Here is a 21,790-nt window from a genome sequence, read left to right as displayed (position 1 = left end):
GGTATAGAAATGAGTCAAGATGATAACATCAGAAATTTAGAAGCAGACATTAAGTTAGATTTATCTGAGCGTAAAAACTATGGTGGTTATTTATATTTGAATCGTTTGTTGTCGGCACAAAAACCACTAAGCAATCCCGAGCATCATGATGAAATGCTGTTTATTATCCAGCATCAGACTTCTGAATTATGGATGAAATTGATTATTCATGAACTAAAAGCAGCGATAGCGTGGGTTCAAGAAGAGCGTTTGGGTAAGGCTTCTAAGATTTTAGCACGGGTTAAACAAATTCAAAAACAACTATTTGAACAATGGGCGGTTTTGGAAACCCTTACGCCCAGTGAATATGTACAATTTCGTGGGGTATTTGGTAATGCTTCAGGTTTTCAGTCAGTTCAATATCGTCAGGTTGAATTTTTACTGGGTAATAAAAATGAAAAAATGTTATCAGTTTTTCCCGAAGGCTCCAAATCAAGAGAGGTATTGCAGGAGGTATTAGAATCACCGAGTATTTATGATGTATTTATACATTATTTATACAATCACGGTTACCCGCTTGATAAAGAATTGGTTAACCGAGATTATAGGCAACCACATCGATACAATGAGTCACTCATGAATGCATTGGTGGATGTTTATAGGTATCCTGAAGAGCATTGGTCCATATATGCCTTATGTGAACAGTTGGTTGACGTGGAAGAGTCTTTTCAATTATGGCGATTTCGACACATGAAAACAGTGGAACGTATCATTGGTTTCAAAACCGGTAGTGGTGGCTCCTCTGGTGTTGGTTTTTTAAAAAAGGCCTTGGATTTAACCTTTTTCCCTGAATTATTAAAATTAAGAACAGCTTTATGACGGTTGCTTCTCTGCGTTTTCACTAAATTGAAACTGATTGATACCTATTTTAGGGTAGGTGTTTTCTGCGACATTGACGGCATACTCATCTAATACCGATTCAACTTGATTTTGGAAATCTGTTAATAGTTGATTTAGTAAAGTATGAACTTCTGCATGTTTGCGTGGCGGGATTTTGCTGGACTGCACAGTTTTTTGATTTAATGAAACATCATTTTCACCGAACATTTTCTTATAAAATGTTTCAAATAAACGCTGAGTGGTGATGTCAACTTCATCCGCCAGTTCAGCTTGTAATGATAATTTCTGATGCAGTACGTCAGTGATGCGATAGTGTGATTTGTCAGGTGTAATCATTTCGGCCTGAATCAATTCAGTGATAATGGCCTTTGCACGGATATGTTGGCCATAAATGCTGTCAATGATTTGGCTTAAGCGGGCTGAACTCAGTTTTTTTTGCCCGCCAGCTTTACATTTTTGGAGTGCTAAAATCACCAAATCCATCTTGTTAAAACCTTTTCTGTTGCCCTTTTGTTGGACGTATTCTGCTACTTTTCGCCGATCGATTCCGGTTTTGACGGCAATCGCTTGACTGGTGATGGGTCGTTGTTCTTCATGGAGCAGTTCTTTGGCCGCTTGGATGTAAGCAAATTCAATATTGTCTTTGAATTCATGGCATTGTAGTCCAAACTTGATAACCATTCTTGACACAGGTATCAGTGCTTTTTGTAATTGGACCAGGTGGGTTTGGGGGTTTGTCATAATTTTTTGTGCGCATATTTGTACACAATATTAGCACGGTGTTAAAAATATGTACAATAGATTCCACCTTAAGCGAGTACGCATTGACTATCTCATTTCGCATAATGTGACAGCTTTTAGGGGAGGTATAATATAAAAATCTCCAAAATGGGTTATCTATATGCATACCCAAAAGCGGTGGGCCAATACAGAGTTTTGTGGGTTGACGTTTTCCCTCTGTATTGTGCTCGCCTTTTTTCGTTTTAAGTTCCTGTGATTTCACCTCTATCAGTGCCATCTTGTGACAAGATGCGTTAAAATTCAGTTTTTTACCTATTAATCTTTATCAGTCATGACTGCACTGAGTGTTAATTTAAACAAAATTGCCTTACTAAGGAATTCTCGAGGACGCGATTATCCGCAAGTGGTGGCCTATGGACGCCATTTAATTGATCTGGGTGTTCAGGGCTTAACGGTACATCCACGACAAGATCAGCGTCATACCAAAGACCAAGATGTACACGATTTACGCGAACTGGTGGGCGCTTTTTCTGGCGTTGAGCTCAATGTCGAAGGGTATCCTGATGAGCGTTTTTTGCAGCTGATTCTGGCAACCCGGCCTCATCAGTGCACACTGGTGCCTGATTCACCAAATCAATTGACATCAGATCATGGTTGGGATTTACACCAACATTTTGATCGTATTCAAACTTTGGCCGAACAGTTACAATCCATTGGTGTGCGAAGTTCGATTTTTCTTGATCCTGATTGTCAACAAGTCGAGTTGGCGGCTAAAACCGGTGTTGATCGCATAGAACTCTATACAGAAGCTTATGCAAATGCTTATGCTGATGGAGATTATGATGATATTTGGGCACAATATTTTGAAGCAGCACAATTAGCAACAAGTTTGGGGTTAGGTGTTAATGCTGGACATGACTTAGATTTAAATAATTTAACAGAATTTCTGACTATACCCCATATTTTAGAAGTGTCAATTGGCCATGCATTAACCGTCGAAAGCCTTTATCAGGGAGTCGATATCGTGGTTAAACAGTATTTACAAATATGTGCCAATTCATAGAAATATTACGTGTTATAATCTCGCTCCTTTTACAAACCGCCAAAGAGCATAATGTCTTTGGCTTAAGTGGATTTAAATTATCATGATTACGGTGACCTTGGCTGATGGCAGTCAACGACAATATGAATCAGCATTAACTGTTGCTGAAGTGGCAGAAGACATCGGCCCAGGTTTAGCGCAGGCGGCATTGGCTGCCCGTGTTAATAATCAAATGGTTGATTTATCATATAAAATTGCTGAAGACAGTGATTTAACCATCATAACCGGCCAGTCAGAAGAAGGTTTAGAAGTGATACGTCATTCGGCTGCTCACTTAATGGCGCAAGCGGTTCAACGATTATTTCCGGAAGTTGAAGTCACCATCGGTCCAGTGATTGACAATGGCTTTTATTATGATTTTGCCACTGACGAACCATTCAGTGATGAGGATTTGGCCAAAATCACTGCTGAAATGAAAAGCATCGTCAAAGAAAAGCTTCCGGTTGAACGTTTTGAGATGTCACGTGATGATGCGATTGCTTTTTTTGAAGAAAAAGGTGAACACTATAAAGCCGAAATTATCCGTGATATTCCAGCTGACGAAACTTTGTCTTTATATCGTCAAGGCGAATTTACTGATTTGTGCCGAGGTCCGCATGTGCCAAACACAGGCAAATTAAAAGTTTTTAAGCTGATGAGTGTTGCCGGTGCCTACTGGCGGGGTGACAGTCGCAACGCCATGCTTCAGCGTATTTATGGTACAGCCTGGCACGATAAAAAGGATTTAAAACAATATTTGTTCCGTCTGGAAGAAGCGGAAAATCGTGATCACCGTAAATTGGGTAAAAAAATGGATTTGTTCCATTTTCAAGAAGAAGCGCCGGGTATGGTTTTTTGGCATCCTCGTGGCTGGTCAATTTATCAAACTGTTCGTGGGTATATGCGAGAAAAACTATCGCAAAGAGATTATCAAGAAATCAATACCCCATCGATTGTTGAATATAGCTTGTGGGAACGTTCCGGCCATGCCGATAAATTTGGTGATGATATGTTCTCGGTGGCATCAGAAGGTCGACAGTTTGCCATTAAACCGATGAATTGTCCCTGTCATGTTCAGGTCTTTAACCAAGGTCTTAAATCATACCGTGATTTACCAATTCGCCTGGCAGAGTTTGGCTCTTGTCATCGTAATGAGCCATCTGGTGCTTTACATGGCTTGATGCGGGTACGGGGTTTCGTACAAGACGACGCACATATTTTTTGTGAAGAAAAAGACATTGCTCGCGAAGTGGCAGAGTTTATTGATTTATTGCATGAGGTGTACACTGATTTTGGATTTACTGATATTATTTATCGTTTATCCACACGGCCTGAAAATCGCGTTGGCAGTGATGCCGACTGGGATAAATCAGAGCAGGCGTTGGCCAAAGCCTTGGATGATAAAAACATTGATTGGCAAGAGCTGCCGGGTGAGGGTGCCTTTTACGGACCTAAAATTGAGTTTTCATTGAAAGATTGTTTGGGACGGGTGTGGCAGTGTGGCACGATTCAGGTGGACTTTTCCATGCCGGGCCGTCTAGATGCCAGTTATGTCGATGAAGACAGCGAGCGAAAAGTACCGGTGATGTTACACCGTGCGATTCTGGGTTCATTTGAACGTTTTATTGGTATTTTGATTGAGCACCATGCCGGAGATTTACCTCTGTGGTTAGCGCCAACACAGGTGGTTGTGCTTAATATTACCGGCCAACAGTCCGAATATGCCGAAAAAATTGCCAAAACTTTGAAAAATCAGGGGTTTCGGGCCAATTATGACTTGAGAAACGAAAAGATCGGCTATAAAATTCGCCAACACACATTAAACAAGACCAGTTATCTGGTTATTGTGGGTAATAATGAACTTGAAAACCAAACCGTAACCGTGCGAACGCACAGTGGTGACGATTTAGGTTCGATGACATTAAATGCTTTGATTGATAAACTGAATACTCAAATCAAAGATAAATTATAAATTTTTTAGGAGGATTGACTAATCGCTAAAACTGAAAAAGTGCGTAGGAATCAGCAAATTAAGATTCCTGAGGTGAGACTGATTGACCAAAATGGTGATCAGGTTGGTGTTATGGCTACCGATGAAGCGCGAAAACTCGCTGCTGAAGCCGGTTTAGACTTGGTGGAAATTTCACCCAAAGCAAGACCACCGGTTTGTAAAATCATGGATTATGGCAAGTTTAAGTTTGAACAAGCCAAAAAAAACCAACAGTCCAAGAAAAAACAAAAGAAAATTCAACTGAAAGAGGTCAAATTCAGGCCGAATACAGATGAAGGCGATTTTCAAGTCAAAATGAAGAATTTGCGAAAATTCATTGATCAAGGGAATAAGGTCAAAGTGACCATTATGTTCAGAGGTCGTGAATTAGCGCATCGAGAACTCGGTTCACAAATGTTGGATCGGGTGGTCGAAGAAGTTCAGGATGAAGCGGTTGTTGAGCAACGACCAGCGAAAATGGAAGGTCGATTTATGATTATGTTACTGGCACCAAAACCGGACAAGTAACAAATCATTTAAGTTTTCATAGTACGGTTTTTTGCGCAGCAAAAAGAAGTGGCCATGAAGACACATTAAAGAAGAAGCTGACCTGCGAGTCCCCGAAATGCCGTTTAATCGGCAACTTGCAGGAGTATAAAATTTAAACTAAAGGAGGCATCATGCCTAAAATTAAAACCAAAAAAGGCGCTGCTAAGCGCTTTAAGAAAACCGCGGGCGGTTTTAAGCGTAAACAAGCTTATCGCTCACATATTTTGACTAAAATGAGTCAAAAACGAAAACGTAATTTACGTGGTACCTGTCTTGTTCATGAATCAGATGCACCTGTGATTGAACGCTTATTACCTTACGCTAAATAAAAGGAGTTAGATTATGGCCAGAGTGAAAAGAGGCGTACAAGCCCGTAAAAAACACAAAAAAATTCTTAAGTTAGCCAAAGGTTATTACAACGCGCGTAGAAAAACCTACCGTGTGGCTAAACAAGCGGTTATTAAAGCCGGTCAATATTCATACCGTGACCGTCGTAACCGCAAAAGAACCTTCAGAGCACTATGGATTACCCGAATTAATGCGGGTGCCCGTACTAACGGTTTAAGTTATTCACGATTTATTAATGGCTTGAAAAAAGCTGATATCTCTTTAGATCGTAAAATCTTAGCCGATATGGCGGTTCATGATAAAGCTGGATTTGCTGCTGTTGTGGAACAAGCCAAAGCTGCTTTGTCATAATTGATGCCTTAAGGGCATGAGTTAAAATGATGAGAAGAGGAATCAGTTGCCACTGGTTCCTCTTTTTTTTGCAATTTAATAACCACAACTAAATGTGGCTACCTCAACTCCAGAGAAGTGAAGTGAATCATTGGGAAAAAATATTATCAGACGGTATCAAGTCAGTGAATGCTGCCGACAATACGCAATCATTGGATGAAGTGCGGGTTCAATTTGTCGGAAAAAAAGGAATTATTACAACGGCATTAAAAGATTTAGGACAGTTACCGCCGGATGAGCGTAAACAAGCCGGACAAAGCATCAACGAAGCCAAACAAAATCTCTTTAAAGCCATACAAAGCCGCAAAGAACAATTAATGGCTGCAGAACTTAATCAGCGATTAATGGCTGAATCCATTGATGTGACCTTGCCCGGACGTCAGGGAATGACGGGTGGTTTACATCCTGTGACCCGAACCATGGAACGTATCGTCGATTTATTTTCACAAGTGGGTTTTCAGGTGGTGACTGGACCGGAGGTTGAGGATGATTATCATAATTTTGAAGCTTTGAATTTCCCGCCACATCATCCGGCCAGAGCCATGCACGACACCTTCTATTTTCCGGATGGCCACTTATTACGAACCCATACATCACCGGTACAAATACGCGCCATGAAAACCATGGAGCCACCGATTAAGATTATTGCGCCCGGTAAGGTTTATCGCAGTGATTCTGATCAAACCCATACCCCGATGTTCCACCAGATTGAAGGATTGGTTATCACCGAAGATGTGACATTCTCAGCTCTAAAAGGTGTTTTAAATCAGTTTGTTAACGCCTTTTTTGAAGATGATTTAGAGATCAGATTGCGTCCTTCTTATTTTCCTTTTACGGAACCTTCAGCAGAAGTTGATGTGGCTTGGAAAAAAGAAGACGGCAGTGAAGGCTGGTTAGAAGTTTTGGGTTGTGGCATGGTACATCCTAACGTTTTAAAGGCTGGTGGCATTAACCCTGACAAATACACCGGCTTTGCATTTGGTTTAGGTGTTGAGCGTTTTGCTATGTTGCGTTACGGGGTGCAAGATTTGCGCCAGTTCTTTGAAAATGATTTACGTTTTTTAAAACAATTTAGGGGTTAAGGGATGAAAATAAGTGAACAGTGGATAAATCAATGGGTGGACCTGAAGCAAGACATTGACACGACAGTGTCTCAATTAACCATGCTGGGTTTAGAGGTTGATGACGTGACACCTGCCGGTGGTGAGTTTAGTGGTGTTGTTGTGTCTGAAATCATTGATTGCAAGCCACATCCTAATGCGGATAAATTACAAATATGCTCAGTAAATGCTGGAGACAAGCAACTACAGATTGTTTGTGGAGCGCCTAATGCCCGTAGCGGCATTAGAGTGCCACTGGCACGAGTTGGCGCCATTTTGCCCGGTGATTTTAAAATAAAAAAATCTAAACTTCGCGGTGAAGAATCTGCTGGGATGTTGTGCTCGGAAGTTGAGTTAGGATTGAGCGAAGAGGGATCTGGATTAATGGAATTACCCGCCGATGCGCCGGTCGGCAAGTCAATGAGAGATTATTTACAACTTGATGATCATATTATTGACATTGATTTAACCCCTAATCGCGCCGATTGCTTTTGTGTTCGTGGTGTGGCGCGAGAGTTGGCTACATTAAATAACCTTGAATATTTCGAACCGGCTATAGAGACAGTACCAGCAACCACTAAAGACACGGTTACCATAAAAATAAAATCACCGCAAGCTTGCGCACGCTATAGTGGTCGTGTTTTGACCGGTTTGAATAACCAAGCACAATCCCCGTTATGGCTTAAAGAAGCCTTGAGAAAATCAGGTATTCGCTCAATTCATCCCGTGGTCGATGTGACCAACTATGTGATGTTGGAACTTGGACAACCGATGCATGCATTTGATCGAGATAAAGTTGCTGGCGGCATTGTGGTTCGTATGGCTAAAGATAAAGAAACGCTGATGCTGTTAGATGGCAATGAAGCAGTCTTAGATGATTCATTTTTGGTGATTGCCGATGAGCACAATGCATTGGCAGTGGCCGGCGTTATGGGTGGTCTGGACAGTGGCGTGCAACCACAAACCCAAGATATTATTCTTGAATCAGCCTATTTTGATGCTGCCCAGATTATGGGTAAATCACGTCGTTTAGGAACGCACACTGATTCCAGTCTGCGTTTTGAACGCGGTGTGGATTGGCAATTACAAGAACAAGCCATGGAACGAGCCACCGGTTTAATCCTGGAAATTTGTGGTGGACAAGCCGGTCCAATCACCACAGTAAGTGATGAGTCTCATATACCTGAGCAGCAAACCATTCATTTGGAAGCCAGTCACCTTAAACGGGTATTGGGTTTTGAGGTGCCTTTTGAGCGTGTCACAGAAATTTTTGAACATTTAGGTTTTCAGGTGGACAGACATCAGTCTGGTTGGTCAATTAAAACACCCAGTTGGCGATTTGATTTAAGTATTGCTGAAGATTTGATTGAAGAAGTTGTGCGAGTGGTTGGCTATGATCAAATGCCAGCCGATTTAATGCACAGTGATGATGTTATCCACATAGCACCTGAGCAACAAGTGGTGCCAATGACTATCAAAAAACACTTGGTGGCCATGGGTTTTCAAGAAGTTATCAATTACGCTTTTGTGGCTGAAAAACAATTATCAAATAGCTATCTTGACGCGCAAGCCTACGCCTTGGCTAACCCCTTAAACAAAGAACTGGCGGTGATGCGTACCCACTTATTACCTGGTATTTTGTCCAACGTACAAGCCAATCGCGCACATGGTGAATTGGATCTGGCCATGTTTGAAATGGGTAAGGTTTTTAATCAAGTTGACAATCAAGAATTGCAACAAGAAGATGTATTGATTTTGGCTTTATGCGGTCAAGTGCAACCGGAACAGTGGGGCAATACAAGCCGGCAAGTCGATTTTTTTGATTTAAAAGGTCACGTTGATTCTTTGCTCACCCAAGTACCCGGTGAAATTAACTATCAAGTAAGTAAGCTGGATTTTTTACATCCCGGCAGACAATCTGAAATTTTTATAGAAAATGAATGTATTGGTCACATGGGTCAAGTTCACCCATCAATAACCCATAGTTTAAAAATTAAAACACCTATTTATGTGGCTCAATTAAACTGGGAACATATTAAACAACGTCGGTTACCTTTATGGCAGGCCGATACTAAATTTCCAAGCACACGACGCGATTTGTCGCTTCAATTACCTGATAGCTTAGACTGGCGAACAGTCAAACAGGGTATAGAACAAACCATCTCTGCAGAAAGTGATGTTTTGCGACAATTATTGTTATTTGATGTTTATAAAGGTGAGCATATTGAAAAAGGATACAAAAGTTTTGCCATCGCGCTGATTTTTCAAGCAAATAATCGGACTTTGGAGGATAAAGAAGTGGACAAACTGGTGGAAAAAGGGGTATCCTTTTTAGAGCAAAATCTAAATGCAGTTATCAGAACATGAATGAAACCATTACAAAAACTGACTTAGCCGAAATCCTATACATGGAAGTGGGCTTAAATAAACGTGAGGCCAATGAGTTTGTGAGTGTTTTTTTTGATACCATCAAAGAACAATTGTTAAATGGTTATGGTGTCAAGTTATCTGGCTTTGGGAATTTTGAATTACGGGACAAAAAATCAAGACCTGGAAGAAATCCCAAAACTTTAGAAGAAATACCGATATCGGCACGCCGTGTTGTTGCCTTTAAGCCGGGTCAAAAATTGAGGAATACCATAGAAACATATGCTGGATCAAGGACACAATAAAACGCTACCACCAATCCCTGCTAAGCGCTATTTCACCATTGGTGAAGTCAGCGACTTATGTGATGTCAAACAACATGTACTGCGCTATTGGGAAAACGAATTTGATAATTTGAATCCGGTTAAACGCCGTGGTAATCGCCGTTATTATCAGCGGAACGATGTCATGATGATTCGTCAAATTCGCAGTTTATTGTATGATCACGGTTACACCATTAATGGTGCCCGGCAGAAACTTAACGGACAGGTTGAAGAAAAAGAAGCCAGTAAATCCTATCAGGTGATTCAGCAAACTGTGCAGGAACTGGAAGAAATCCTCAGCATTCTGAAATAAATCACTACTACCTCAACTTTTAACAGCCTTACCGGCGCAGGTCGGTAACCAGTGTCTTAGAGAATTATCTTACCCTGCCGAAGTGAAATTTAACCACAAAGAGCACGAAGAATTCACAAAGTCCACAAAGAGAAAATAATTGAATAAATGACTTTGTGTCCTTTGTGGAAACCTTTGAGAGCTTTGTGGTTAATAAAAAGACAACTGCGAATTCCTTCTGTCTATTAAAAAAGCCGGTAACCAACGGCTTTTTAACATATTTTCTCATAGCCTAAATAATATTTAATTACCCGGTTAATTTATTTATTCAATTCTAAATCTTTCCTAACATAGTCCAAAGGTGTTAGAATACGCACCTGGTTTCGGAGCGTGGCGCAGCCTGGTAGCGCACCACAATGGGGTTGTGGGGGTCGGAAGTTCGAATCTTCTCGCTCCGACCAATTTTCAGTCAGTTGAGTACAGTGTACGAAGCATAGATGCACTAGTCAGTTCAAATTCTACAATCCGCATAAAGGAGATGATGATGAAATCACCCGTTCGAGTCGTTGTAACCGGTGCTGCCGGTCAAATTGGTTATCAGCTTTTGTTCAGAATCGCCGCCGGCAATATGCTGGGTGATGACCAACCTGTCATTCTACATTTATTGGAAATTCCACCGGCCATGCAAGCTGTGCAGGGCGTGGTCATGGAATTAGAAGATTGTGCTTTCCCTTTGTTACACGATATTGTCGCCACTGATGATGCCAACGTTGCTTTTAAAGACGCCGATTATGCCTTGTTGGTGGGTGCCATGCCTCGTGGACCGGGTATGGAGCGCAGTGATTTATTGAAAAAGAATGCCGAGATTTTTTCCGTACAAGGCAAAGCCATAAACAACCATGCCAATAAGGACATTAAAGTTCTGGTTGTTGGTAATCCGGCCAATACCAATGCCCTGATTGCCCAACAAAATGCCCCCGATATTAATCCGGCACAGTTTACTGCCATGGTTCGTTTGGACCATAATCGAGCCATTGCGCAAATGGCCAATAAACTTTCTGTGGGCACCCATGAAATAACCCATATGACCATCTGGGGGAATCATTCATCAACCCAATACCCCGATATTTCTCAATTAAAAGTCAAGGGTGAAGCCCTTCAGAACATTGATCAAGACTGGTATGAAAACGATTTCATTCCAACCGTACAGCAACGTGGTGCAGCCATTATTAAAGCCCGTGGTGCATCCAGTGCCGCCTCAGCCGCTTCAGCCGCCATTGACCACATGAAGTCATGGGCATTGGGTACAGCGGACAATGATTGGGTCTCAATGGCCATCCCAAGTGATGGCAGCTATGGTATTGAGCCGGGTGTAATTTTTGGTTATCCGGTCACTTGTGCCAATGGCCAATACAACATTGTACAGGATTTACCCATTAGCGAATTCTCACAACAACGCATTGATGCCACTAACCAAGAGTTACGCGAAGAACGCGCGGCGGTCGAGCACTTATTTAAGTAGGCGGACAACTTTTCAATGTAATACTATGAGCACCGCCGATGGTATGACCACATCAGGCGGTGTTTTTTATTTATCAATTTATGGAGAACTTAGCCATGATTTCAGCCAACATCCCACAAACACCTGCGGTTAGTAACGAGCCGATTCAAGAATACCGTCCCGGTAGTGATGAAACCATTTCTTTACAAAATGCCATGGACGAGATGGCGAAGCAGCACACCGATATTCCCAATATTATCAATGGTCAAGCAGTCAAATCCGACAACAAAGCCGAAGTCACCATGCCTCATAACCATCAGCATGTACTAGGTACTTATTATAAAGCCGATAAAGCCATGTTAAATCAAGCCGCCGATGCCGCTGTAAAAGCGCAGGCCGATTGGGAACGCTTACCCTGGCAATCACGGGCAGCGGTATTTCTAAAAGCCGCCGATTTATTGGCCGGACCTTACCGCAATATCATTAATGCCGCTACCATGCACGGTCAATCAAAAAATGCGTTTCAGGCGGAGATTGATTCGGCTTGTGAGTTGATTGATTTCCTGCGCTTTAATGCCGCTTTTTACGAAGACATTATGTCAGAACAACCCATGTCTTCACCGGGTGTCTGGAATCAGTTGGATTGGCGGCCATTAGAAGGCTTTATCTTGGCCATTACACCCTTTAACTTCACCGCCATCGCCGGCAATTTACCGGCGGCACCGGCCATGTTGGGTAATACTGTGGTGTGGAAACCATCCGGCACTCAAATGCTGTCGGCACACGTGATTATGCAAGTCTTTAAAGAAGCCGGATTACCTGATGGTGTCATTAATATGGTCGCTGCTGACGGTCCTGTGGCCGGCGAGGCGTTATTAACCCGACCTGATTTAGCCGGTGTGCATTTCACCGGTTCAACGGGCACCTTTAGACATATTTATAAAGAAATTGGTAACAACATCAATAACTACCGTTCGTATCCGCGCATTGTTGGTGAGACCGGCGGTAAAGACTTTGTTTTTGCCCATCCTTCGGCGAATCCGGTGGCTGTGGCCACCGCCTTATCGCGGGGCGCCTTTGAATATCAGGGTCAAAAATGCTCTGCAGCCTCGCGCGCCTACTTACCCGAATCACTCTGGTCAGACATTAAAGAACAACTGATCAAAGACGTTAAATCTTTTAATATGGGCAGCACCCGTGATTTTGGTAACTTTATCAATGCCGTTATCGATGAGCCGTCATTCGACAAAATTAAATCCTATATTGATCACGCCAAACAAGCTGATAATGCAGACATTATTATTGGCGGTGGTTGTGATAAAAGCACCGGTTATTTTATCGAACCGACCGTGATTGTCACCACCGACCCCGGTTTTAAAACCATGGAAGAAGAAATTTTCGGCCCTGTATTGACCGTCTATGTCTATCAGGATAAAGATTTCGAGGAAACCCTGACATTATGTGATGAAGGCTCCATGTACGCCCTGACAGGCGGTATCTTTGCCCAGGATCGCTATGTGATCAATCACATGGCCGATCGTCTGCGTCACGCCGCCGGCAACTTCTATATTAACGACAAACCCACCGGTGCGGTAGTCGGCCAACAACCCTTCGGTGGCGGCCGTGCTTCCGGAACCAATGATAAAGCCGGCAGTGCCTTAAATCTCTACCGCTGGTTATCACCCCGAACCATTAAAGAAACCTTCGTACCCGCCACCGATTACCGCTATCCATTCTTGGGATAACTTAATCAGAATAGGTGACTTAAAGGCGGCCGAATGGTCGCCTTTTTTAACGTTCAGTACGGTCTCAATTGATTCTTTTAAACCTCAATTTAAACATATTAAAATAAAAATAAATCTCATGAAAAAACAATTCATTATTATGCTGTGTTTGATGGTGTTTTCAGCCTCCATATTTGCCCAGACGGCATCATTGGAACAAGTCCCAGGTACCGGTATTTTTATAAAGCCACCGAAAGGGTTTACCGAATCAAAACGATTTAGCGGTTTTGAACAAGTAGCCACAAAATCATCTTTGATAGTTATGCCGTTAAAGGATGTTTCATTGGATGATGTGGGCCAACAGATGTTTTCTGAATCGCAATTACAAAAACAAAACATGACCATGCTTGGTCGTGAAGACATGCTTATCAATAGTCAAATGATTGGTTTGGTTTTCTTGCAACAAAATACCACCGCCGGTGTGGTGGAGAAAATCGTTCGTCTAATCGAGGGTGACCATGAATTAGTGATTTTAAATGGCATCTATCTAAAAAACCAAAAAGACCAAGTTTATGATGCGCTGCGAGATGCGATTATTAGTGCTGAATGGCGTGATATGCCGGCGCCCGAAGATTTTGATCTGGTTGATTTTGAGTTTAATGTAACACCGGGCTGGGAAATCCGTGAACCCGGTAATATAGGAAAAATGATTAAACTATCACGCACGGGTGCACCGCAGCACAGTACGCCCGCTGATTGGCCAGTTATCATTGTGGTACCTTCTTTAGACGGCACAGAAATCAGCTCTCTGCGCTCAACAAATATTGAGCTACTGAAAACTATTAAGTATTATGACTTTGACTCGATTAAGTCGGAGCAATCGCGTGAAATAAATGGTTTAAAATCTTATTTTATTAAAAGCACAGGCACCGATAGCGAAACATCAGAACCCTTAGACTGTTGGCAGTTACTTATTCGTGGTCGTGATAATAATGGCTATTACAGGGTACTGGCGTTAGGCAGTGATTTAGAAACTGATGCCAAAGCGCTCTTTGATTCTTTGATAGAAACCTTTCGCTTGAAATGATGCCAAGCGGGCTGTCTTATACCTTGATTTCATAAATATAAAAGGCAGAAATTAATCCCAAATATGTATTTCTGCCTTTTTTGTGATGTACTATGTGCTAAATTGATTGATAAATACCACTTGAAATGACCAAAAAAGTGAAGGTTAATCTCAATGCCATCGTAGATGCCTTTGAAACTCAGAATAGTGAGTCGGTTTCCTACATTAACGTCAACAACGGTGACGTTGTAATTGTCTTTGAAGATTTCTTAATATCATCGAACTCGGATAAAGTTGATGCGATGATGCCTGAGTGCCAAAAACAAGAAATTATTCAACCCCAGGACATTGAGTCAGGTGATGATTGGGTCGAATTGCCATCTCAATTTGAGATAAACGAATACCAGATAATGCGCGCCTTTGCCAATAGTCGGATTGATACCAACGAGAATCAAAAACTGCAAGCCGCTTTAACCGGAAGTAAAGCCTTTCGACGCTTTAAAGACACCGCCTTAGACATCGGTGTAATTGACGAATGGTATAAGTTCAAAACCGAAGCATTCACTGAGATTGCCCGAACCTGGTGTGAGGATAACGGCTTTGACATAGCCGAAGATGATGTCTAACAATGCACTTTACCCAGCACTTAATTCAGCGCGTCTAACAATTTTATAATTCAGTGAATTCAAGTAGGGTGGGCTCCGCCCAACATAAATAGCCTTAAAACATAAGACTTATTGTGGGTGGGCGAAGCCCGTGCTACCTCGGATAAACAAGTAAACACTCACAGCTTGTCCAAGGAGCAACCAAAAAATTCAAAAGCAATTGCTTCTCATAATAATGGTCTTCTTAAAAAAAATTCCAATGAACAAATGCTAGTAGCTCCTAACTATTTAGAACACGAATGACTTAGAGAAATAGTTAATATAGCTGAGAAGCACCAGGCAGGTTTTACGCTTTTATGTTTTGCTTAAATCGCCAGACGCATACCTTAGCGTGTCCATGATTAATCTATATTTATTTTTTAGACTTTAGTTTAAGAGTAGGGTGAGAATTCATTAATTTTAATAAAAAACACGCTAAATTCACGTTATTCAGCACATTTTCAGAATCTTTTCAGGGGTTTTTCATAATCTGAAATCGCGTTTTTCATACAATCTTCATTAATATCAACAATCTAAATTAAAGAGGATTCAATGAAACATAAGCTATGCAGTTATTTACAAGTGACCACCTTTGGGATTTTGTCGGTTGCGTCAATCGGTTCTGTGCAGGCCGGTTCGGCCTGTCATGTTAGTGAGGCGGGAACGGGTAATGGCAGTTCTTGGTCACAAACGATGGATTTAACCACGGCTTTAGCAGATCCCGGTTGTTCTGAGATTTGGGTTAAGCAGGGGACTTATTATCCGACTTCAGGAACTGATCGGAATGTGAGCTTTGTGATTGACCGTGCTGTGCGGTTATTGGGTGGTTTTGAAGGCACTGAGTCAATGCCTAGCCAGCGTGTTCCGGGCGCATATCCAACGATTCTGTCGGGTAATATTGGTGACATTAATGATGAAACTGATAACAGTTATCATGTGGTGTTTGTGGATGGCACAACGGCAAATGGATCGATAACGACAAGTACTGAGATTAATGGTTTTACCATCACCCAAGGTTATGGCGAAGTAACCGGTGTTGCACAAAATACCAAAGGAGCCGGTTTATTCTGTGATGGTACGAATGCCGAGTGCAGTCCACTATTGGTCAATTTAACTTTCATTGATAATAGCTCAAGATATGGTGCTGCGCTCTATATCAGTGGTTATGGGAATGGTGTTGCTAATCCTCAAATCAAAGATTCCAGTTTTATTTTGAATCAAGCGAATTTATATGGTGGTGCTGTCTATAACGATGGTTATTCCGGCAGCGTGAATCCATCATTTGAGAATGTGACTTTCTTTGGCAATGAAGCGATGGTTAGTGGCGCGGTTCATACCCGTGGTTGGATAGCTGAGAGCTATCCCAGTTTTAATCACACCACCTTTTACTTAAACGCGGCCTCCAATAGTGGTGGTGCCATTGGTGCTAGTACCAATGAGAATAATCCAAGTGTGGTGTTAGTCACTAATTCCATTTTTTGGGGCAACAGTGCAGTGAATAATGATCCCATTGCCTATATGAGTCATTTTAGCGGCATTTTTGAATACAGTGTGTTGGAAACCGGTTGTCCTGCAAACAGTGCCTGTAGTGACACAACCTCAAGTGATCCATTACTGAGCCCATTAGGTGACCACGGCGGCTTCACTGAGACCTTATTGCCCGGAGCCAATGGTTCAGCGGTTGACTCGGCTTTGGCGGGAGATTGTACTTCCAGCGACCAAAGAGGGGTACTTCGACCACAAGGGTCGGGTTGCGATATGGGTGCGGTTGAACTGACTGAATTAGATAACGATATCATTTTCAAAAATAGTTTTGAAGACGATATGTAAGTTTACCTCTAATGAGCAATACAGGGACGTATTGTTCATTTTCAAAAGGTTGCCTGATTTAAACTTGGAAAACAATGGGATGCATGCCAAAATAAACTCATTTAGATGGGTTAAATGCATTGTTTTATTTTTCGGGGTTCCAATTAGATACAAACCATAAAGAATTAAGGCACAGTAATCAATCCGTGGAATTGACCAAGAAAACATACGACTTGTTGCTGTTTCTCGTTAAAAATCCCCAAAAAGTACACAGTAAAGAAACCCTTATTGAGCAGGTTTGGCATGGCCGTGCGGTTAGCGGTAACACCATTGATCAAACGATTTCAAAATTACGTAAAATACTCAGTGACTATACCGATCAATCATTGATCGAATCTATCTATGGACAAGGCATAAAATGGACAGAACCGGTTTGCCAACAGGCGTCTCAACAAAAAAGATTCAATAAATTTCCAAAAATTGCCGGCATATTAATTATTTTAGTCGCTATTGTGTTAAGCCTGTGGTGGTGGCAATCAAAGCAAGCCGCTAACACCTCTCAGCAGCCGACAACACTCTTATTTCAACTCTCGGCAGAAGAGGGTGATGTGGTGTTGGCATCTGCCGGTCAGTTTTTGCGTCAATTATTAACTTACTCTGGTGACACCACTGTTAAAAGTATCGATGACCGACCGAAATTTGTGTTGTCGGATGATTTCGTTGTAAACCAACAGAAACTGATTCCAGATTTAACCATCATAAAAATTAAGCCCTTATCTAAACAAGATGACATGGCGTGGTTGATTGAGGTTTTGCAATCGGGTCAATTATTACTGGAGGCACAGGTGTCGGCGGATAGTTTCCAAACGTTGCTGTCGAAAAGTGCTGAAGTGCTAATTGATCAGTTGAACTTGTCCTCAGCCACCATCGATGGTTTATTGCCTGACCAGGATTTTGTTATGGACCTGTATGTGCGCGGTTTGCAAAGTTTAGCCGCCAACGACTTAAATAAAGCCAAACAACAATTTCAGCTGGCGGTTAATGAACAAACTAATTTCTATTTGGCGCGGTTAAAACTGGCAGAAACGTTAAATCAATTGGGCAACAACGAAGCCGCTTTTTCTGGTTTAGATACTTTAATGCAGTTAAACGCGCCTGATGGCCTTAAGGTGGCAGCTTCCACGTTAAAAATGCGCATTTTAAAGGTTAAAGGTGAATACGCTCAAGCCGCCGATATTTATCAGCAACTGGTTGACAGTAATCGTAAAGCACCGGCAGATATTTGGTATGCTGCAACCTATGAGTATGCGGCCATTGTCCAGTATCTGAATAAGCCCCAGGAGGCTTTAAACATTTATAATCGCTTTATTGATGAGGCGCTGTTGACTGAAGATGTGGCTTTGTTGGCGGCTGTCAGGGCTTCTAAAGCCAGTTTGTTACAACAGCAGGGTGATGTTGAGGGTGCCATTTATGAATCTGAACAAGCGTTACATTTACATGAGCTCAATAAAGATGCCGTTGGTGTGGCCAGAACATACTCGGTATTGGCACGTATTGCCAACCAAAAAGCCAACTATAAACTGGCTGAACAATACCTGCGCCAAGCCTTGACCATCACAGAATCGGTGGGTCATAAATTGGGCGAAGGGGCGGTTTTAAATGAATTAATTTATGCGCTGATGCTGCAAGGCAAGCATAAAGAAGCCTGGGAACTCAATAACCGCGTGTTGGCCATTGGCACAGATTTAGCGTATTCGGGGATGCTGATGGCTGCTTATCAGGCTTTTTATGAGATGTCGCGCATTCAAAGTGACTGGGGCGCAGCCACCCGTTGGTTAAACAGTTATCAGCAGTTGGCTGAGGATATTCATGACCAAAGGCGACTAGCTAAAGCAGAATTGTTTCGCATTAATTTATTGTTAGATCAAGACATGACATCAGAGGTTTCCAACAAGATAAGCCTGGTGCAATCACACATTGATCACGCAGATGAATTGCTGATGCAGCCGGCTTTAGAGGTGTTTCGTGGCCGTTATCAGTGGTTACTAGGACAAAAAAATGAGGCCATAAGAACCTTACTAAAAGCAAAAGAATTGGCCGCAGAATTGGCTGATTTTGAATCGATTATTAACGCCAATAATTACCTGGCAACATTTTATTTGCAACAAAATAAGCCGCAACAAGCACTCAATATATTGGCTGAATCAGAAATGCATCAGCCTTTTGCTATTCCATATCTAAGAATTAAGGCACAAGCACAGTTTTTACATAGCCAACCAATTAAAGCCCTGGAGACTCTAATGGCTTGTCAACAACAGGCACCTGAAATTTGGGGATTAGAAGAGCAAACTTTATTAGAAACAGTCAAAAAAGCGATTAATTAACATTCTGTAAAGCTGTTTAAATGCGGCTACTGAATAAGTCGTGGTTAATATTAACGATCAAACTGTCTGAGCATTTCGTAGTCAATGAGTATGTCTTTTTCTTCAATAGTAAAGTTGCCGGTTTTCATTTCTTCAACATAGCGTTTTAAAGCTGTGACACTCACCGGAAAAGCCATATTATCCCAAGGAATATCTTCAGGCAAAAATAGCTGAGCTTCTGAGGTTTCTGCGCCTGCGCCGTAGTTCGGCGAATCAAGTTCAGCTCGAAAATAAACATGTACCTGACTGCGCTGAATAATATTATAGACGCCAAATAGGGTAATATTTTTCACATCAGCCAAAACCTCTTCTTTGACCTCACGGACAGCACCGGCTTGTGTGGATTCGCCATTTTCCATAAATCCGGCCGGAACATTCCAGCAGTTTTTACGGGGTTCAATGGTGCGCTTACCCAATAAAATTCGGCCTTTATGCTCGATAATACAGGCATTAACAATGAGTGGGTTCTCATACTGGACATAGAAACATTTTTGACAGACAGCACGTAATTGGTTGTCAGATTCAGGTATTTGATATTCAACGTGGTGTCCGCATTGGTTACAAAATTTAATGGTCATATCATTGATTTTTTTAATAGTCTGTATGGTGCCAGTATTTCATTGATTCACAAATTCGGATAAAAGACTGGTAACGTTTTTCATTTATTTTACCATCGGCAACCGCTTGAATAATAGCACAATTAGGTTCATGACTATGGGTGCAGTTGCTAAATTTACAGGCGCCTAAAAATTGTTGAAATTCCCGAAAACCTCCAACTATTTCAATGGGTGACAGCTGCCATAAGCCGTATTCCCATACACCTGGAGAATCAATTAAAAAGGCTTCTTGTGAAGCATCAAAGTATAACCGTGTAACACTGGTGGTGTGAGCGCCTTTGCCGGTCTTTTTCGCCAGATCTCCGGTTTTTAGGTCCAAGGTGGGAAACAACAAATTGCTCAAGCTGGATTTTCCTACTCCTGATTGTCCTGCTAACAAGGTTGTTTTGTGTGTTAATACTTTTTGTAATTCGACAATGGTATCAGCTTGTTGGGTGCTGGTCATAAATACCTGATATCCCAATTGTCGATAAGTATGGGCGGTATTGATGAAAAAATCTGATTTTAAATCGATTTTATTAAAAACCAAAATGGGTTCAATGTGATTGAGTTCAGCCGCCACTAAATAGCGGTTAATAATATCACGGGTTGGTTCCGGGGATACCGCCATAATAATTAGAATCTGGTCAATATTAGCGGCTAAATGCTGTTTTCGACCTTGGCCATCGGCACGGCTAAAAACATTGTTTCGTGGCAAGATTTCCGCGATTCGATAATCGTCATTATCCTGTGTCAGCGTAACGTAATCGCCGCAAATTGGTTTTAAATGACGTGAGAAAAACACTTGTCGGATTTGGTAATCTGACAAATCCATGACGGCAGCGGTTTTTTTCTGGGTGGCGGTTATACGGTATTGAGGAACCATCTGGTAGTTTTGTATTTAAGCTAACAATGCATTATACAACAGGTTAAAATAGGTTTTTTTATTTCAGGAATTACATTGCGATCAGAACACCATTTAATTTGGATTGATTTGGAAATGACCGGTCTTAATCCCATGAAGGACCATATTATTGAAATCGCCACCATTATTACCAATGCTGATTTGGAGATCATTGCTCGGGGACCGGATATTGCTATTCATCAGTCTGAAAAAATCCTTAATGCCATGGATGAGTGGAATACTGAACATCACAGCCAATCAGGTTTATGGCAGCGGGTACTGGATTCAGATACCACTGTTCGAGAAGCAGAACGCTTAACCATTGAGTTTTTACAAGAGCATGTACCAATACATGCCTCACCCATGTGTGGCAACAGCATCTGTCAGGACCGCCGATTTTTAGCCAAATGGATGCCAGAATTAGAAAACTATTTTCATTACCGTCAAATTGATGTCAGTTCAATTAAAGAGGTTATCCGTCGCTGGAATCCACAATTATTAGATGGTTTTAGTAAGTCAGCCCAACATCTGGCGATGGCAGATACCGAAGAGTCTATTAAAGAATTACGTTATTACCGACAATTTATGGGCGAAGCAGGCGGACATAAAAAAACCACTGACTAAAGCAGTGGTTTTTTTGATTCATTGAGCATTTTATTGAGGTAAATGACTTTCCAATACGTCTTTTAAGGCTTTTTCTGTCACCGGTTTAACCAGGTACTCTTTCGCACCTTGTCGCAGTCCCCAAACACGATCTGTTTCCAACTTTTTAGTGGTGACAATAATCACCGGAATATGCGCGGTTCTCTCATCTTTGCTGATTTTACGAGTTGCCTGGAAACCATTGAGGTCCGGCATGACCACATCCATTAAAATAAGATCTGGTAACTGTTCCCTTGCAATTTGAATCCCATGTTTTCCATCTTCAGCGGTAATGGTCTCATGACCAAGCTTTTCGACAATTTTTTGCATGCCGTGAAGCTGAGAAGGGGAGTCATCAATAATTAATATTCTTGCCATGTTGTTATTCTGTTTAAACCCAGCATTATCTTAATGAAAATAT

21 protein-coding genes and 1 tRNA gene are annotated in these 21,790 nt (G+C 41.7%); 18 read left to right on the top strand and 4 right to left on the bottom strand.

The window, feature by feature from the left end; all coding sequences use genetic code 11:
* Positions 1-9: 9 nt before the first annotated feature.
* Complete coding sequence (locus tag OS173_RS01245) at positions 10-858, top strand: tryptophan 2,3-dioxygenase (protein ID WP_267182455.1); 849 nt, start codon at positions 10-12, stop codon at positions 856-858.
* On the opposite strand, the gene OS173_RS01240 is transcribed toward OS173_RS01245, so the two are convergent.
* A complete protein-coding gene (locus OS173_RS01240; protein ID WP_267182454.1) occupies positions 853-1,620 on the bottom strand; it encodes a DUF3826 domain-containing protein in 768 nt (255 codons plus the stop codon). The two genes, OS173_RS01245 and OS173_RS01240, sit on opposite strands and share 6 nt — an antisense overlap.
* Before the next feature lie 331 nt (positions 1,621-1,951).
* Between OS173_RS01240 and OS173_RS01235 the strand changes: the two genes are divergently transcribed.
* From OS173_RS01235 to OS173_RS01160, 16 genes are all read left to right on the top strand, one after another.
* Positions 1,952-2,683 (top strand): pyridoxine 5'-phosphate synthase, encoded by a 732-nt coding sequence (locus OS173_RS01235; RefSeq protein ID WP_267182453.1) that lies wholly within the window; start codon positions 1,952-1,954, stop codon positions 2,681-2,683.
* Positions 2,684-2,765: 82 nt separating this feature from the next.
* Complete coding sequence (gene thrS / locus OS173_RS01230; protein ID WP_267182452.1) at positions 2,766-4,673, top strand: threonine--tRNA ligase; 1,908 nt, start codon at positions 2,766-2,768, stop codon at positions 4,671-4,673.
* Positions 4,674-4,712: 39 nt separating this feature from the next.
* Complete coding sequence (infC, locus tag OS173_RS01225) at positions 4,713-5,219, top strand: translation initiation factor IF-3 (protein WP_267182451.1); 507 nt, start codon at positions 4,713-4,715, stop codon at positions 5,217-5,219.
* A gap of 152 nt (positions 5,220-5,371) precedes the next feature.
* Complete coding sequence (rpmI, locus tag OS173_RS01220; RefSeq protein ID WP_267182450.1) at positions 5,372-5,569, top strand: 50S ribosomal protein L35; 198 nt, start codon at positions 5,372-5,374, stop codon at positions 5,567-5,569.
* Positions 5,570-5,582: 13 nt separating this feature from the next.
* Positions 5,583-5,939 carry a 50S ribosomal protein L20 gene (gene rplT, locus OS173_RS01215; protein WP_267182449.1) on the top strand — a complete coding sequence of 119 codons (357 nt, stop codon included), beginning with the start codon at positions 5,583-5,585 and terminating at the stop codon, positions 5,937-5,939.
* 122 nt (positions 5,940-6,061) lie between these two features.
* Positions 6,062-7,060, top strand: a complete 999-nt coding sequence (gene pheS, locus OS173_RS01210) for a phenylalanine--tRNA ligase subunit alpha (protein WP_267182448.1) — start codon at positions 6,062-6,064, stop codon at positions 7,058-7,060.
* 3 nt (positions 7,061-7,063) lie between these two features.
* Entirely contained in the window at positions 7,064-9,445 is a 2,382-nt protein-coding gene (pheT, locus tag OS173_RS01205; protein ID WP_267182447.1) for a phenylalanine--tRNA ligase subunit beta, read from the top strand.
* The gene (locus OS173_RS01200) at positions 9,442-9,750 is read left to right on the top strand and encodes an integration host factor subunit alpha (RefSeq protein WP_267182446.1); all 309 of its coding nucleotides are present in this window, start codon (positions 9,442-9,444) and stop codon (positions 9,748-9,750) included. The genes pheT and OS173_RS01200 overlap by 4 nt, the downstream gene beginning before the upstream one ends.
* Positions 9,728-10,081 carry a MerR family transcriptional regulator gene (locus OS173_RS01195; RefSeq protein ID WP_188365322.1) on the top strand — a complete coding sequence of 118 codons (354 nt, stop codon included), beginning with the start codon at positions 9,728-9,730 and terminating at the stop codon, positions 10,079-10,081. Before OS173_RS01200 ends, OS173_RS01195 begins: the two co-directional genes overlap by 23 nt.
* 363 nt (positions 10,082-10,444) lie before the next feature.
* Positions 10,445-10,521, top strand: a tRNA-Pro gene (locus OS173_RS01190).
* A gap of 83 nt (positions 10,522-10,604) precedes the next feature.
* The gene (locus OS173_RS01185) at positions 10,605-11,582 is read left to right on the top strand and encodes a malate dehydrogenase (protein WP_267182445.1); all 978 of its coding nucleotides are present in this window, start codon (positions 10,605-10,607) and stop codon (positions 11,580-11,582) included.
* A gap of 95 nt (positions 11,583-11,677) precedes the next feature.
* Entirely contained in the window at positions 11,678-13,306 is a 1,629-nt protein-coding gene (gene pruA / locus OS173_RS01180) for an L-glutamate gamma-semialdehyde dehydrogenase (RefSeq protein ID WP_267182444.1), read from the top strand.
* Positions 13,307-13,424: 118 nt separating this feature from the next.
* Positions 13,425-14,372: a hypothetical protein gene (locus OS173_RS01175; protein WP_267182443.1), complete on the top strand. Its 948-nt coding sequence runs from the start codon at positions 13,425-13,427 to the stop codon at positions 14,370-14,372.
* Positions 14,373-14,497: 125 nt separating this feature from the next.
* Entirely contained in the window at positions 14,498-14,977 is a 480-nt protein-coding gene (locus OS173_RS01170; protein ID WP_267182442.1) for a UPF0158 family protein, read from the top strand.
* Between the two features lie 570 nt (positions 14,978-15,547).
* Complete coding sequence (locus OS173_RS01165; RefSeq protein ID WP_267182441.1) at positions 15,548-16,825, top strand: choice-of-anchor Q domain-containing protein; 1,278 nt, start codon at positions 15,548-15,550, stop codon at positions 16,823-16,825.
* A gap of 191 nt (positions 16,826-17,016) precedes the next feature.
* Positions 17,017-19,188: a winged helix-turn-helix transcriptional regulator gene (locus OS173_RS01160; protein ID WP_267182440.1), complete on the top strand. Its 2,172-nt coding sequence runs from the start codon at positions 17,017-17,019 to the stop codon at positions 19,186-19,188.
* A gap of 50 nt (positions 19,189-19,238) precedes the next feature.
* Here OS173_RS01160 and OS173_RS01155 read toward each other — a convergent pair whose 3' ends face one another.
* Together OS173_RS01155 and rsgA are read right to left on the bottom strand one after the other, a co-directional pair.
* Positions 19,239-19,805 (bottom strand): NUDIX hydrolase, encoded by a 567-nt coding sequence (locus tag OS173_RS01155; protein ID WP_267182439.1) that lies wholly within the window; start codon positions 19,803-19,805, stop codon positions 19,239-19,241.
* 13 nt (positions 19,806-19,818) lie between these two features.
* Positions 19,819-20,709, bottom strand: a complete 891-nt coding sequence (rsgA, locus tag OS173_RS01150) for a ribosome small subunit-dependent GTPase A (protein ID WP_267182438.1) — start codon at positions 20,707-20,709, stop codon at positions 19,819-19,821.
* Positions 20,710-20,784: 75 nt separating this feature from the next.
* Between rsgA and orn the strand changes: the two genes are divergently transcribed.
* Positions 20,785-21,351 carry an oligoribonuclease gene (gene orn, locus OS173_RS01145; protein ID WP_407659804.1) on the top strand — a complete coding sequence of 189 codons (567 nt, stop codon included), beginning with the start codon at positions 20,785-20,787 and terminating at the stop codon, positions 21,349-21,351.
* Between the two features lie 30 nt (positions 21,352-21,381).
* Here the strand turns inward: orn and OS173_RS01140 are convergent, their stop codons facing one another.
* A complete protein-coding gene (locus OS173_RS01140) occupies positions 21,382-21,747 on the bottom strand; it encodes a response regulator (protein WP_267182437.1) in 366 nt (121 codons plus the stop codon).
* Between the last annotated feature and the right edge of the window lie 43 nt (positions 21,748-21,790).

Source organism: Marinicella gelatinilytica (assembly GCF_026410405.1).
GTDB classification, from domain to species: Bacteria; Pseudomonadota; Gammaproteobacteria; order Xanthomonadales; family Marinicellaceae; genus Marinicella; species Marinicella gelatinilytica.
This window is presented reverse-complemented; position numbering and strand designations above follow the sequence as displayed.

Coding starts and splice junctions, on each gene's coding strand:
- OS173_RS01245 (WP_267182455.1), top strand. CDS start 10: ATGAGTCAAGATGATAACATCAGAAATTTAGAAGCAGACATTAAGTTA.
- OS173_RS01240 (WP_267182454.1), bottom strand. CDS start 1,620: ATGACAAACCCCCAAACCCACCTGGTCCAATTACAAAAAGCACTGATA.
- OS173_RS01235 (WP_267182453.1), top strand. CDS start 1,952: ATGACTGCACTGAGTGTTAATTTAAACAAAATTGCCTTACTAAGGAAT.
- thrS (WP_267182452.1), top strand. CDS start 2,766: ATGATTACGGTGACCTTGGCTGATGGCAGTCAACGACAATATGAATCA.
- rpmI (WP_267182450.1), top strand. CDS start 5,372: ATGCCTAAAATTAAAACCAAAAAAGGCGCTGCTAAGCGCTTTAAGAAA.
- rplT (WP_267182449.1), top strand. CDS start 5,583: ATGGCCAGAGTGAAAAGAGGCGTACAAGCCCGTAAAAAACACAAAAAA.
- pheT (WP_267182447.1), top strand. CDS start 7,064: ATGAAAATAAGTGAACAGTGGATAAATCAATGGGTGGACCTGAAGCAA.
- OS173_RS01200 (WP_267182446.1), top strand. CDS start 9,442: ATGAATGAAACCATTACAAAAACTGACTTAGCCGAAATCCTATACATG.
- OS173_RS01195 (WP_188365322.1), top strand. CDS start 9,728: ATGCTGGATCAAGGACACAATAAAACGCTACCACCAATCCCTGCTAAG.
- OS173_RS01185 (WP_267182445.1), top strand. CDS start 10,605: ATGAAATCACCCGTTCGAGTCGTTGTAACCGGTGCTGCCGGTCAAATT.
- pruA (WP_267182444.1), top strand. CDS start 11,678: ATGATTTCAGCCAACATCCCACAAACACCTGCGGTTAGTAACGAGCCG.
- OS173_RS01175 (WP_267182443.1), top strand. CDS start 13,425: ATGAAAAAACAATTCATTATTATGCTGTGTTTGATGGTGTTTTCAGCC.
- OS173_RS01170 (WP_267182442.1), top strand. CDS start 14,498: ATGACCAAAAAAGTGAAGGTTAATCTCAATGCCATCGTAGATGCCTTT.
- OS173_RS01165 (WP_267182441.1), top strand. CDS start 15,548: ATGAAACATAAGCTATGCAGTTATTTACAAGTGACCACCTTTGGGATT.
- OS173_RS01155 (WP_267182439.1), bottom strand. CDS start 19,805: ATGACCATTAAATTTTGTAACCAATGCGGACACCACGTTGAATATCAA.
- rsgA (WP_267182438.1), bottom strand. CDS start 20,709: ATGGTTCCTCAATACCGTATAACCGCCACCCAGAAAAAAACCGCTGCC.
- OS173_RS01140 (WP_267182437.1), bottom strand. CDS start 21,747: ATGGCAAGAATATTAATTATTGATGACTCCCCTTCTCAGCTTCACGGC.